Source organism: Bradyrhizobium sp. BRP56, assembly GCF_020194035.1.
Taxonomy (GTDB): Bacteria; Pseudomonadota; Alphaproteobacteria; order Rhizobiales; family Xanthobacteraceae; genus Bradyrhizobium; species Bradyrhizobium australafricanum.
In genome coordinates, this window is record NZ_JADYVV010000041.1 from 13,789 (window position 1) to 27,082 (window position 13,294).

General features: G+C 63.5%; 8 protein-coding genes and 1 pseudogene. 6 read left to right on the forward strand and 3 right to left on the reverse strand.

Going from position 1 to position 13,294, the window contains the following annotated elements:
- Positions 1-116: 116 nt before the first annotated feature.
- The 4 genes from I6F38_RS26230 to I6F38_RS26245 all read left to right on the forward strand — a co-directional run bounded on the left by I6F38_RS26230 (position 117) and on the right by I6F38_RS26245 (position 5,384).
- Positions 117-1,121 (forward strand): TAXI family TRAP transporter solute-binding subunit, encoded by a 1,005-nt coding sequence (locus tag I6F38_RS26230; protein WP_225162405.1) that lies wholly within the window; start codon positions 117-119, stop codon positions 1,119-1,121.
- Positions 1,122-1,153: 32 nt separating this feature from the next.
- Positions 1,154-1,747, forward strand: a complete 594-nt coding sequence (locus tag I6F38_RS26235) for a hypothetical protein (RefSeq protein WP_225162364.1) — start codon at positions 1,154-1,156, stop codon at positions 1,745-1,747.
- A gap of 37 nt (positions 1,748-1,784) precedes the next feature.
- Positions 1,785-2,399, forward strand: a complete 615-nt coding sequence (locus tag I6F38_RS26240; protein ID WP_225162365.1) for a DsrE family protein — start codon at positions 1,785-1,787, stop codon at positions 2,397-2,399.
- 123 nt (positions 2,400-2,522) lie between these two features.
- Positions 2,523-5,384 (forward strand): hypothetical protein, encoded by a 2,862-nt coding sequence (locus tag I6F38_RS26245; RefSeq protein ID WP_225162366.1) that lies wholly within the window; start codon positions 2,523-2,525, stop codon positions 5,382-5,384.
- Between the two features lie 124 nt (positions 5,385-5,508).
- Here I6F38_RS26245 and I6F38_RS26250 read toward each other — a convergent pair whose 3' ends face one another.
- The 3 genes from I6F38_RS26250 to I6F38_RS26260 all read right to left on the reverse strand — a co-directional run bounded on the left by I6F38_RS26250 (position 5,509) and on the right by I6F38_RS26260 (position 11,588).
- Positions 5,509-6,936 carry an HlyD family type I secretion periplasmic adaptor subunit gene (locus tag I6F38_RS26250; RefSeq protein WP_092079172.1) on the reverse strand — a complete coding sequence of 476 codons (1,428 nt, stop codon included), beginning with the start codon at positions 6,934-6,936 and terminating at the stop codon, positions 5,509-5,511.
- Positions 6,923-9,658, reverse strand: coding sequence for a type I secretion system permease/ATPase (locus I6F38_RS26255; RefSeq protein WP_225162367.1), 2,736 nt, complete (start codon positions 9,656-9,658; stop codon positions 6,923-6,925). The genes I6F38_RS26250 and I6F38_RS26255 overlap by 14 nt, the downstream gene beginning before the upstream one ends.
- Positions 9,659-10,148: 490 nt before the next feature.
- Complete coding sequence (locus I6F38_RS26260) at positions 10,149-11,588, reverse strand: hypothetical protein (protein ID WP_225162368.1); 1,440 nt, start codon at positions 11,586-11,588, stop codon at positions 10,149-10,151.
- A gap of 677 nt (positions 11,589-12,265) precedes the next feature.
- On the opposite strand from I6F38_RS26260, the gene I6F38_RS26265 reads away from it, so the two are divergent.
- Both I6F38_RS26265 and I6F38_RS26270 read left to right on the forward strand, forming a co-directional pair.
- Positions 12,266-13,003, forward strand: a complete 738-nt coding sequence (locus tag I6F38_RS26265; protein ID WP_225162369.1) for a methyltransferase domain-containing protein — start codon at positions 12,266-12,268, stop codon at positions 13,001-13,003.
- Positions 12,979-13,202 (forward strand): annotated as a pseudogene (locus tag I6F38_RS26270) (transposase); the annotation flags it as partial. The gene I6F38_RS26265 and the pseudogene I6F38_RS26270, both read left to right, overlap by 25 nt.
- Positions 13,203-13,294: the final 92 nt, after the last annotated feature.

The following is a 13,294-nucleotide window of genomic DNA, read 5'->3' on the forward strand; positions in this document are numbered from 1 at the left end:
CATGGGGAGAAATAGCGCGCGCCGATGAACTGCATGAAACTACGACAAAATCACCGATCGGCGAGGGCGGAGATCCCATGGGACAGACCGCAAAAAGGGAATTGCACCCGTTGCGCATGCTGGCGCTGCTGATTCCGCTGCTCACGACCGTTCCGCTGTCAAACGTGGATGCACAGGCGCAACCTGCTGCACCGCGTCAATTGCGCCGTGAGCCACCGCCGCAAAAGCCGCAGGTGACGATGAATGCCTGGACGGTCGGCCTCGCCGGGGGCCTGCTCGAGGGCGCGCCCATTCGTCTCGCGGCCGAAATCGCCCGCGTCGTAGACGATGGCGACAAGCTGCATGTGTTGCCGGTCGTGACGCGCGGGCCGACGGAGAATGTGAACTCACTGCTGTATTTGCGCGGCATCGATGCCGCCATCATCAATTCCGACGTGCTCGAGGAATACAGGAGCCAGGTGCCGGATATCCAGCAACGGCTGGCTTTCGTGCTGAATCTGTTTCCGTCCGAACTGCATATCTTCGTTCGTCCCGAGATCCAAAGCCTGAGCGATCTCGCCGGCAAGAAGGTGAACTTCAATAATCTGGGTACTGCGGCGGCCTATTCGGGGCCGCTGATCTTCAGCCGCCTGGGCCTCGATGTGGAAAAAACCTTCATCCCCCATCAGGTCGCGCTCGAGCAGATGCGCAAGGGCGAGATGGCCGCGGTCGTCTTCATCACCTCGAAGCCGGTGGATGCCTTCGTGCGCGGCCGCTGGGACCCGGGGTTCAAGTTCCTGCCTGTTCCCTATGACAGGAGGTTCGAAGACTTTTATCTTCCCGCCTCGCTCGAGGCCACGGAGTATCCCAATCTCATCAAGCAGGGCGAGCGCGTCACGACAATCGCCGTGCCGACCGCCCTGGTGGCTTTCAACTTTCCGGCCAAGTCGAACCGCTATGAGCGCCTTGCGCGCTTCGTGGAGTATCTGTTCTCGCGGATCGACAAGCTGCAGCAGCCGGGCTTCGACCAAAAGTGGAAGACGATCAATCTCGCCGCGACCGTTCCCGGCCTGACGCGCTTCCCCGCAGCGCAGGCGTGGCTCGATCGCGAGCCGCGCGCCGCCGCAAATACATCGCAATGAGACGCGCGGCGACCTGCGCGGTGGCTGGAGTCTTGCTCGCAAGCGGCATTGCTTCGGCGCAGGCGGCAGGATATCGCCAGATCGCTCAGCTCCGCGATTGCTCCGCCAAGGAACGATCCGAACGGCCGGAGTGCTCCGACAAGACACCGCGGGCGTCGGCGCTGCCCCAGGCGAACCTGGGTAACAGCTGGGTCGTCAGCCTGACGACTTCACCGCTCGACTATTCACCGGTCGCCACCGCCACGACGTCATCGCGCGACGGTGCCGGCGAAAGCGGAATGACGCTTTCGATTCGCTGCCATGGCGGGCGGAGCGAACTGATCGTCGCCGGACCCCGTGTGTCCGGTCGCGGCGATGGATATGCGATTTCCTACCGCATCAACGACGGTCCGCCGCAGCAAGTCGCGGCAGCTGTGCCTGCGTCCGGGACCGGTGTTGCGTTCGGCGGCGATGTGATTCGCTTGCTGCAGTCCCTTCCGGACGGCGGAGGTCTCAGTATTCACCTCGCACCCCGTACCGGGCCGGCGCTGGATGCGGTGTTCCCGTTGAGCGGGATGGATGTGGTGCGCGCGAAGATCTCCGCTGCCTGCAGGTGGCCACAACCGACCGCAAAACCCAACGGCTAGAGATTTCAATAACGTGTCTTTAACAGGAGAGGCATCCATGCGCGTGTTTCAGCAAATTGCGAAGGTAACCATGATCGGAGCCGCAACGGTGCTGCTGTCCGCTTCATACGCTGCGGCGGAGCAAGGCGGCGGACGGTACTGGACACCGACAACAACGAACCGCACTGCGGACTATCAGCACGTTTCAGAAAAGGTCCAAAGGGTTCATGTCTCGCGCAAGGCGACCACCCACAAGGGGGAACGATCTCCTCTCAACGCGAACGCCCGGCTTCCATCCAACACCAAGTCGCACAACCTGATCCTGCAGGTGAACACGAACGATCCCGCAGCCATGAATCTCGCGCTCAACAACGCCGTCAACGTTGCGCAATATTACAAGGATCTCGGCGAGAAGGTGAAGATCGAGGTGGTCACCTTCGGACCCGGCCTGCACATGCTGCGCGACGACACGTCGCCGGTGAAAGCCCGTCTCGAGGAAATGGCGCTGAGCACGCCGGAGGTCTCGTTCAAGGCCTGCGGCAATACCCAGGAAAAAATGCACAAAGCCGAGAACAAGGACATCCCGATCGTTCGCCAGGCGGAGGTGGTGAAGTCAGGCGTCGTGCGCGTGATGGAACTGCAGGAGAAGGGCTGGTCCTATGTGAAGCCGTGACCTGTGGCCTAACCCGAAAGGGGTGGGTGGGGTCCTCCATGCGGGCTGTAGGCTTCGCGCTGCGGTACGGCGCATAATACCGCACCTCAACAGCTTGTGTCGCCGTGCGGCAGGTGATTGCGGATGGGTCCGGTTATCCTCAAGGACAAGGCAGTTGCCGGTTGCGACATCGCAGATGCGTCGCGCCGGCTGCTGCCCAGGGCGGGACGGTCCGCGCTGTCGTGGACGACTGCTGCCATGCTCGCAATGGTGTGCGCGCCGGAAACACGGGCTTCCCCAGATCCGGCCCGCCCTTCGACGCAACCGCAGCATTCGGCGGCTGCCGGTAGTCCCGGTTTCATCGAAGCGGCAAGGAACGGCGCTCCCGAAGCCTTGCCGCCGGGTCGAGGCGGCAATGACAGACCGGTGCAGGTCGCCCAAGCGAGCGTCGGCGACACGGGGCAGGCCTCGAAACGGGAATACAACTGGGCGGAGTCGCTCTCCTGCGACCTGACGAATGCAAGACGTGACATCGAGTTGCTGCAACGTCTCGAGCAGGAGCGCTATCGGGCCGAGTCGCTGGAGCAGAGTCTCGCGGCGGCGCGCCGCGATATCGAGGCCCGGGCCGCGTTGGCGGGCAAGGCGGTCCAAGAGAAGCAGGCCGCGCAGGACGGCGCGGAGTTGCTGAACTCCCTGCAAGAGACGCGTGAGCGGGCGGAGCGCCTGGAGCGGGACCTGGCGGCAGCGCGGCGTGATGTCGAAACCCAGACTGTGCTGGCGACAAAAACAGGTGAGGAAGCGTCTCGGCTGAAAGCAGCGGCGGAAGGTGGCGCGGCGGATCTGCAGCGGGAGCGCGAGCGGTCCGCGCGGCTCGAGCAGGATCTCGAGGCATCGCGCCGCAACGTCGAGACCCAGACTGCGCTGGCGGCGAAGGCGGGCGAGGAGGTTTCCCGGCTGAAGGGGATGCGTGAAAGCGGCGCTACGGAGCTGCAGTCGGCCCTGCAAAGGGAGCACGAGCGGAGCGCGCAGCTGGAGCAGGATTTGGCGGCAGCGCGGCGCGATGTCGAGACCCAGATGGCGTTGGCGACAACGACAAAGCAAGAAGCTCTGCGGCAGAAGCAGGCAGCGGACGTCGGAGCTGCCGAGCTCAGGCAATTGCGCGAACGAGCCGAGGCGCTGGCACAAGACCTCTCGCTGTCGCGGAGCTCGATCTACGCATACGAAGCCCAAGTCCGCAAATCCGGAGATGAAGCGACGGAGCTCAGGCAGGCGGTTGCAAGCTGCACGGCCTCGGCCGGCAAATTCACACCCGACGAAGGTGAGCGGTTCGCGCGGCTGGAGCGGGATCTTGCGGCTGCCCGCAGCAATGTCGAGACCCAGGCCACGCTGGCCACCAAAGCAGGCGAGGAGGTTTCCCGACTGAAACAGCAAAGCGAAAGCGGAGCGGCCGAGTCGCAGGGCTCCCTGCAAAAGGAGCGAGAGCGGTCCGCAAGGCTGGAGCAGGATCTCGCGATCGCGCGGCGTGATGTCGAGGCCCAGACCGCGCTGGCGGCAAAGGCGGCCGATGAAGCCCTGCGGCAGAAGCGGACTGTGGAGGCCGGGGCCGCCGAACTGCGGGAATCGCGCGCGAAGGCCGACGCGCTGGCACAGGAGCTTTCGCAGACGCGAAGCACGATCTACGCCTTCGAGGCGCAGGCCCGCAAAGCCGGTGAAGAAGCGGCGGAGCTCAGGCAGGCGGCAGAGAGCGGCGCAGCTTCGGTTCACAAAGCCACACCGGACGAACGTGAGCGACTGATGCGGCTGGAGCAGGATCTTGCGGCTGCCCGCAGCGATGTCGAGACGCAGACCGCGCTGGCGGCGAAAGCAAGCGAGGAGACCGCCCGACTGAAGCGGGAAAGGGAAAGCGGTGCGGCGGAGTTGCAGAACTCACTGCAAGCGGCGCGGGCTGACCGGCTGGAGCTGGATCTCGCGGCAGCGCGGCGCGATGTCGCGACCAAGACGGCGCTGGCGACGAAAGCAGACGAGGAAGTGTCCCGGCTGAAGGCGGTGGAGAAGAGCGGTGCGGCCGAGCTGCAAAAGGAGCATGAGCGGTCCGCCAGGCTGGAGCAGGATCTTGCGGCAGCGCGCCGTGATATCGAGAGCAAGGCCGTGCTCGTGACCGAAGCGGGCAAGGAAACGTCCCGGCTGAAGGCGGCTGAGAAGAGCGGTGCGGCCGACCTGCAAAAGGAGCGTGAGCGGTCCGCCCGGCTGGAGCAGGATCTTGCCGCGGCGCGACGTGATGTCGAGAGCAAGGTCGTGCTGGTGACCGAAGCGGGCAAGGAAACGTCCCGGCTGCAAGCTGTGGGAAAGAGCGCTGCGGCGGACCTGCAAAAGGAGCGTGAGCGGTCCGCGCGGCTGGAGCAAGATCTGGCGGCAGCGCATCGCGACAGCGAGACCCAGACGGCGCGGGCGGCAAAGGCAAGCGAGGAAATCTTGCTGCAGAAGCAGGCGGCGGAAGCCAGCGCTGCTGAATTGAGGCAATTGCGCGCCAGGATCGACGTGCAGCCACAGCACCTCCCTTTGTCGCGGAGCGCAATCCATGCGTATGAGGCCGAGGATCGCAAAGCGCACGGCGCGGCGTTGACGACCGGTGCGACCGCGCGGGACAAGTCCATCGAAGTGGCCACCAATCCGGTCGCCGAACAGACGCGAGCGGCGCCTGCTCGCACGGTTGCGCAGCCGGCTCCCGAGCAGGCTGCGGAAGCGGGAGGGCTGGTTGCGCGGGCGAGCTCCTTGTTGCGTCAGGGCGACATAGGCGCGGCGCGGCTTGTACTCGAGCGCGCCGTGGAAATGGGCAGCGCCCAGGCGAGCTTCGCGTTGGCAGAAACCTACGATCCCCTGATTCTTGCGAAGTGGGGGACTTACGGCACGCGCGGCGACGAGCGCAGGGCGCAAGACCTCTATGCCAAGGCCAACGCCGCGGGAGTCCATGAGGCGAAATCGCGTCTGGAAGCGCTACGCCGATAGCGCATTTGCCGATCCACCGGCAATTTCACCGCAATCGTCTTAACGACTGCCACCAACGCGATCAGCGTCGCTCTAAAGCGAGTGGCGCGTCGCTCGGCCGCAATGTCCGGCGACGCGCTTCGCTTTAGCGTTCGCGCAGGGCCTCCTGCCGGTACCGTGCCAGCGGCGAAAGCAGGTAGCTGATGATCCTGCGCGTGCCGGTCTTGATTTCGACCGTCACCGCCATGCCCGGCCCGAGCTTGACGAGCTTGTCCTCGATTTGCATGTGCGTCCGGTCGAGCGAAACGCGCGCGGCATATTCCAGCTCCTGACCTTTAGGCTCGCTGCTGCTCTGCGCCGCGCCCAATGTCCGGTCATTGGGGTTGCCCTGTTGCTTTTCGCGCGTGATGGCATCTGTCGACACGCTGAGCACATCGCCATGAAGCAGCCCGTACCGGGTGAAGTTGAACGTATCGACCTTGATCTCCGCCTTCTGGCCGGGATGAACGAAGCCGATGTCGCGGTTCGAGAGCATGGCCTCAATCTCGAGCTGGCTCTCGCTCGGGACCACGACGGCCAGCGCCTGAGCGGGCGTCACCACGCCGCCCACCGTATGAACGGCAAGCTGCTGCACGACGCCGTCGACCGGTGCAGTCAGGCTCTGCAGTTTTGTTCGCCGATCCGCCTTGACCACCTCCTGGGCGGCGCTCGCAGCCTTCTGCTCGGCCTTCGCAAGAGCATCATAGGTCGCGCGGCGATACTCCGCGGCAGTCTTGTCCTTGGTCTCCTTCAGCAGCGCGATCGCCGCATCGGCTTCGCGCAGCCGGCTCTGCTGCAGGACGAGGTCCTGCTGCATGGCGACCAGCTCCTGATATTCGGAGAGATAGACGACCTTCGACGCCAATGCCTTCTCGACGAGACCCTTGCGGATGTCGACGCGCTCCTTCAGTACCGGAATCGTCGCCTCCAGCTTGTCGACGCTCGCCGATGTGGTCGCCCGTTCCGCCTCCTTCTGCCCCTGCTGGCGCTCGATTTCAGAAAGCTTTGCGCTCTGCTCGGCACGCTGGCTGATCAGGAACTGCCGATGCATCTCGATTTCGGCGGCACTTGCGTTTTGCGGCGGCCGGAAGGCCGCGAGCGGGTCTGCGGCCAGCGCGGCGCGCAGCCGCGCGACGTCCAGCTCGGCTGCAAGCAGATCGCTCTTCTGGCGCTCCTGGTCGGCTTCCGTCATTGTCGGGTCCAGCTCGATCAGGACGTCACCGGCCTTGACGCTCTGGCCGTCGCGAACGCGGATGGCGCGGACCACACCGGTCTCGAACGGCTGGATCAGCTTGGTGCGCCCGCCCGGCACGATCTTGCCGGTCGCGCTGGCGACGATATCGACGCTGCCGAGCGTCGCCCACAACAGCGCGATGCAGAACGCGGCGATGATGCAGGCCCCGATCGCGCGCCCGATCGGCGACGGCGGCGATTCGGCGATCTCGAGCGCCGCCGGCAGAAAGGCGATTTCGTGCTCGCGGCGGCGAGGTTCGCGTCTCGGGAACGCGACGACATTGCGGCTAGCGGACGTCATGGATACCGGCCTGCAGATAATGGAGGTTGGCGTAACGGCCGTTGGTGCGGATCAGCTCGTCATGGCTGCCGTCCTCGACGATGCGGCCATGCTCGAGGGTGATGATCCGGCTTGCATTGCGCACGGTCGACAGCCGGTGGGCGATGACGAACACGGTCCGGCCGGCGGAAATCCGCCTCATGTTCTGCTGGATCGCGCGCTCGCTTTCGTAGTCCAGCGCGCTGGTCGCCTCGTCCAGGATCAGGATGCGCGGATCGGTGATAAGTGCACGCGCGATTGCGATGCGCTGGCGCTGCCCGCCGGACAGGCTGCTGCCGCGCTCACCCACGACGGTGTCGTAACCCTCCGGCAGTTCGAGGATGAAGTCGTGGGCGCCGGCCAGCTCCGCCGCTTCGATGACGCGCTCCATCGGCATCGCCGGATCGGCCAACGCGATGTTGTCACGAACCGTGCAGTTGAACAGTACGTTCTCCTGCAACACGACGCCGATCTGGCGCCGCAGCCAGCTCAGATCGACCATTGCGAGGTCGACGCCGTCGACGAGCACGCGTCCGCTCTCCGGGACATAGAGGCGCTGGATCAGCTTGGTGATGGTGCTCTTGCCCGAGCCCGACGAACCCACGATGCCGATGACCTGGCCCGGCTCGACGCTGAAGGACACGTCGTGCAGCACCTCGGGGCCGTCGATGCGGTAGCGGAAAGTCGCGTGCTCGAATGTGACCTGGCCGCGGATCGGCGGCAGCGCCGCGCGGGCCGGCGTGAAGCTCGGCTCGGGAATGGTGTTGAGGATGTCGCCGAGACGATCGATCGAGAGGCGGGCTTGATGGAAGTCCTGCCAGATCTGTGCGAGCCGCAGAACCGGCGCGCTGACGCGCGCGGCCAGCATGTTGAACGCGACGAGCTCGCCGACAGTCAGGTCCCCGCTGACCACCAGGCGGGCGCCGAAGTAAAGGGTCGCGGCGATGACCAGCTTGTTGATCATCTGGACCGCCTGGCTCGCCGTGTTGTTCAGGCTCAGCACGCGGAAGCTTGCGGACACGTAGCCGGCGAGCTGCTCCTCCCAGCGGCGTTGCATCTGCGGCTCGACCGCCATGGCCTTCAGCGTCTCGATACCGGTGACGCTCTCGACCAGGAAGGCCTGGTTCTCGGAGCCGCGATTGAATTTCTCGTCGAGGCGCCGACGGAACAGCGGCGCGGCTCCCGCGGAGATGCCGATGTAGAGCGGGAAGGACGCCAGCACGATCCACGTCAACGTCGTCGAGTAATAGAACATCACCGCAAGGAAGACGACGGTGAACAGCAGATCGATCACCAGCGTGAGCGCCGAGCTGGTCAGGAACTGGCGGATGTTCTCGAGCTCGCGGACGCGCGCCACCGAATCGCCGACGCGGCGGGTCTGGAAATAGGCGATCGGCAGCGCCAGCAGGTGACGGAACAACCTAGCGCCGAGCTCGACGTCGATACGGTTTGTCGTATGCGCGAACTGATAGACGCGCAGCGTCTCGAGAACGGCCTCGAACACGGTCAGTACGACAAGCCCGACGACCAGCACGTCGAGCGTGCTCATGCTTCGATGCACGAGCACCTTGTCGATCACCACCTGGAAGAACAGCGGTGAGACAACGGCGAAGATCTGAAGGAAGAACGACGCCGCCAGCACCTCGCCGAGCAGGCGACGATACTTTTGCATGGCGCCGACGAACCAGGAGATATCGAAGCGCCGCGCGAGATCGGTCAGGCTGGCGCGCCGGGCCATCAGGATGATGCCGCCGTCCCAGATCGCCTCGAGTTGCGCCTGGGTGATTGCTTCGGGGCGCGGAGACAGCGGGCGCTGAACGAGAAGCTTGTCGTCGATAACCTTGCCGAGGATCAGGAAGCTGCCGTCGCGCAGCACCGCAATTCCCGGCAGCGGGGTGACGGCAAGCCTGTTCCAGCTCGTCCGCTGCACCTTTGCCTTGAGTCCGAAATCCTTGGCGCAGCGCAGGATTTCAGTAACGCCGAGGCGCGCCGCGCCGATCCGGTGACGAATTTGGCCGGGGTCGGCAGCGATTCCATGGCAACGCAGCAAGATCGCCAGCGCAATGAGCCCGGATTCATCGTCATGTTCGGATTCGACGCCGGCGGCCGGGGATTCGGTGTTTGTGTTCGCCGGATGGATTGCGGCCTCGTCGCGAGGCCCGCGCATCAGGATGCCAGGTCTCATCGCCAAGAAGCTCTTCGTGAGGCCGTCACGGGCGCGCATCAGGCCCTCGCCGGCGCGGTGCATCAGGCCGGTGCCCAGGTCAAACGAGCGCGTGCGGATGTCTGCAAATGCATGACGTGCGCGCTGTGCGAGGCTCTGTGATCCAGCACAGATCAAACCGCCATCCCAGATCGCTTCGAATTCCGCGCGCGTCATCCGACTCGGATGCGGCGAGGTCGGGTGCAGCACAAGCGCCACCTGGTCGTCGATCTTGCCCAGCAGCAGAAATCCGCCGTCACGCAGCGAGGCGATTCCGGGCAGCTGGATACCCGCAAGGCGGGTCCAATCCATTGTCCGCGAGCGGACCTTGACCCCGAATTCGCGCGCGCAGCGAAGCATCGCGCGGACGCCGATCTCGTCGCTCCCGCAACGATCGCGGAGCTGGTCCGGCACAGTATTCACGCCATGCAGGCGCAGGAACAGAGCTAGCGCGCGAAGCCCTAGATCTGCGGCGGGGGCATTTCCGTTCTGGATCGCCATTCTTACTCAACCCTTCGCGGCTACCCGGCCGCGTTAGTGTTCCTTCTCATGCATTTCCAAAGACTGGGAATTCCAATGCCGCGCATCGACAGAGCATGCGACATACCGCTTGCTCGCAGCCAAAAAGGCGCAAGCAACATCAAAGCACTAGGGCCTCGAACCGCGAGGGGATTTCAAAGCAGTGGGATTTTAGACCTGCCCCCCGACTGCTGAACCGGTTCGTTAATGCGCAAAAATGGCGAAAAAAGTTTCAAATCTTGATTTTTGCACCGTTATGTTGCGCGCAAATTTGCCGCATACCCGAAGCTGTTGCGCCAGCACGCATTTCTATCGCTTGGAAACAGATGCGAGCGATGAAGCCAACCGAGACCAGGACCCGCGCGTGACGGCCTCCTCGCCGTTACCGTCCGCGATCGACCGCCCGTTTCCAACTCCCAACACGTTGATGGTACTGCACCCGGGCGCAGAGCCCCCGGGTGCAGTAGCCGGATCAACCTTGAGGTTTGCTCAAGAACGAGTTGTGCGTCCAGCCGGTCCCATTCGACATGGCCGCCACGATCTGACCAGCGTCGACCCGACCGGTGCTACCGGCCAGATACTGGTTCAGCAGCGCAAAGCCCTGGCTTGCCTGGGACGCTCGCGCGCCTTGATCGGCCCAACCGGTCGTCTGCGATGCTGTGTTCGCCAGGGTGCTGGTGTCGCCCATCTGCTGCTGCAACTGCGCAAAGCCGTGGTTTGCCCAGCTCCCTGCGTTTCCGCCAGTCGAGCTGGACGGCCGGGGATCCGTCACGCGGATCGTCTGCGGGTCCGACGACATCACAGCGCCGGTGGTCGGATCCATAGCGCTCGCGGTCAGCGTGAGGTTCGCGACCGGATGAGCATTGCCCTTGTAGTACGATGTCAGCGTCAGTCCGCTGTCGACCTGCGCGGACGTCAGGGTGATGTTGTTGCCCCTGAGCGTCGTGCCATCGCCGGTCGTGATCGTCTCGTATCGCGGCAGTCCCATGATGCTGAGGGTGAGGTTATCGTTGGGATCGGTCGTCGTAATGGTCGTCCCCAGGTCGACCTGACCGCCTCTGCCGGCCACCCAGAGCGACTTGTCCGCGACGTCGAGCACCGGTGCGGTCACGCTTGGAGTCGTGGGGGTTGTCGGCGTCGTGGGGTCGGTCGGCGTCGTCGGCTGCGCCGGTATCGTGGGATCGGTCGGCGTCGTCGGCGTTGTCGGTGTCGTGGGCGCCGTCGAAGAGGTGCCCTTCAGCGGAGGCGGCAGATCGGCCTGCAACTGCGCGGAAGTCATCGAGGTGAAGTAAAGGGTCTTGTAGTTCGTCGTCAGCTCGACCCAATCGCTCATCCCGGCACCGGGATTGTTGGAGAAACCGTCGACGTAGGGGGCTGTCGGGGTCGACCACCAGTCAGCTCCCAGATCGGCAACGAGATGCTCGTTCGGATCAGTGGTCCTCATATTGGCCTGGACATAGACGCCATCGACCGTTCCGGCAGAATAGGAGCCGCGTGAGCCCGGCCAGAAATGGTCGTTGTATCCGCTGAGGGGCGCAGCGCCCATCGCGCTGCCGTCCGCCTGCTTTGTCACGCTCCAGGCAGAGTTCGTGTTTCCGGAAAAGTCGGCGAGAAACTGAGATCCCGCGATGGGGTCCGTCGCCTGATCTTGCACGAGAACCCAGCCGCCGGTTTTCAGATGCACCCACGTCTGGAAGTCCGCGATCTGAACGTTGGCCGGATTAGAATCGTTGCTTGCGCCGGATTCGGGATAGACCTGTCCCCACCCTGTGACGGAGGTGAAATTGGAGGGCGGGGTGCTGCCTGTATGGCCGGTGCTCCCACCGTACCAGGAATAGCTTGTGGGGACGCCAAGCGGAAACCCTTCGCTGTTGCCAGGCGTATTTTGATAGATGACATCGGTCAGCGCCACTTTTGTTCTCCATTGCAGACCAGATTTAAGGACGAGGAATTCCGCTGCCGCGCATCAGGGATGTGCGACAGATTGCATGCTCGCGACTTCAGTCGCGAACAGATTCCAAAGACTTGCAGCCTCGAACCGCGAGGAGATTTCAAGCAGTGGGTTTTTTGGAAGTTGCCCCCCCGACTGCTGAGCCGGTTGGTTAATAATCAAAAATGGCAAAAAAACTTTCAAAGTGTGATTTATACACACGTATATCCGGCCCAATCCCTTGTTTCCGGCGCGCCTATGTTGCAGCGACGGATGCTTGTCGATTCAAGCGCGGATTAAGTTCTGCGTTCCGGGGTAACCCGCAAGGATTATTGCGACGACCTCAAGATCAAGAACACACTTGCCGGTGGAGACGGATCGGTTCTCTTGAATGGCGGCTCGTGGGTTGACGAATCTGAAGCCCGACTATTTGGCCATCCAGTGGCGCCGGAAGGACACGCGGCCGCCTGGTCGCCCGATCGCACACTACGAATTCGAACGCAGGCTCTCGGATCGGCTGCCGTTCGCTGGCCGCGGCGAGCGCTCCCGTCGCCATCACGTGACCGCACGGCACTTCAGGTGCCGGTTCGCGAGAGCTGATTGCAACTCTGGCGTCCCGATCGGTCGTCCAGGTCGCCATTCAATTGAGGGAGAGAACAATGGCTGTCGTCAGAGGGGCAGGGCTCGCGTCCGACGATCTCTATACTGGGGAAGGTTATGCCGAAGCCCATCCGGGCTGGCATGACGAGGATGCCGGAACCAAGGCCGCGAAGATCGCCAGGATCGTGCGTGCCAACAACATCACCTGCCGGACGATCGTCGACGTCGGTTGCGGAGTGGGAGGCGTTCTAAACGCCCTGCTTGAGCACGACGTCTTCCGTGACTCAACCGCCGTTGGCTACGATATCGCCCCCTATGCCATCACTGCCGCCAAACCGCGCGAACGGGACAATTTGCGCTTCCACTGCGGAGACTTCTCTCAAACCAGCGGAAGCTACGATCTTCTATTGTGCATCGATGTTTTCGAGCACATCGACGACTACATGGGCTTTCTGCGAAGGCTCAGAGGGCGTTCGAAATACTATGTGTTTCATATCCCCCTCGACCTTAATGTCCTCAGCGTTCTGCGCGATCAGCCCCTTCAGAAACGTAAGGAGGTTGGTCACCTGCATTACTTTGATCAGGCAACAGCTCTGGCGACACTGCGCGACACCGGCTTTGAGATCATTGACAGTCAGTACACCAGGCTTGAAGATTTCCTCCATCTCCATCCGGAATTGCGAACCACGAAAACCCTCCTCGTTAACGCCGGCCGGCGCATTGTTCGGACTATTGCCGGAGAGGATCTGTCTGTGCGCTTGCTCGGCGGGGCATCACTGATGGTTCTCGCCAGCTAGAACGCGGGGTACCGGCGGCGCAAGCCGCCCGACACCTGGGAGGTTCATGAGAATGTTTTGCGAAAAATGAGTGAAGGAGTTCGGCTCCGATCCTGTGCAGGCCTTTGCCGGGTCACGGCCAGATGAAGCCCGAGCAGCAGAGCAAATCGCGCGGCTCAGGCGTGAGGTCAGCAAGCTCAGGCCTGAACGGGATATTCTGGATTTCCATCGCCATCGTGACCGCTCCTGAACCACCCCCTCAGATATTGCCGCCGCGCATGCGATGATCCTTGGCGAGCGCGCCTGGTGCCC

Bases quoted from the DNA above. Each gene is read 5' to 3' on its own strand.
- I6F38_RS26230 (WP_225162405.1), top strand. From the start codon at position 117: ATGCTGGCGCTGCTGATTCCGCTGCTCACGACCGTTCCGCTGTCAAAC.
- I6F38_RS26240 (WP_225162365.1), top strand. From the start codon at position 1,785: ATGCGCGTGTTTCAGCAAATTGCGAAGGTAACCATGATCGGAGCCGCA.
- I6F38_RS26245 (WP_225162366.1), top strand. From the start codon at position 2,523: ATGGGTCCGGTTATCCTCAAGGACAAGGCAGTTGCCGGTTGCGACATC.
- I6F38_RS26250 (WP_092079172.1), bottom strand. From the start codon at position 6,936: ATGACGTCCGCTAGCCGCAATGTCGTCGCGTTCCCGAGACGCGAACCT.
- I6F38_RS26255 (WP_225162367.1), bottom strand. From the start codon at position 9,658: ATGGCGATCCAGAACGGAAATGCCCCCGCCGCAGATCTAGGGCTTCGC.
- I6F38_RS26265 (WP_225162369.1), top strand. From the start codon at position 12,266: ATGGCTGTCGTCAGAGGGGCAGGGCTCGCGTCCGACGATCTCTATACT.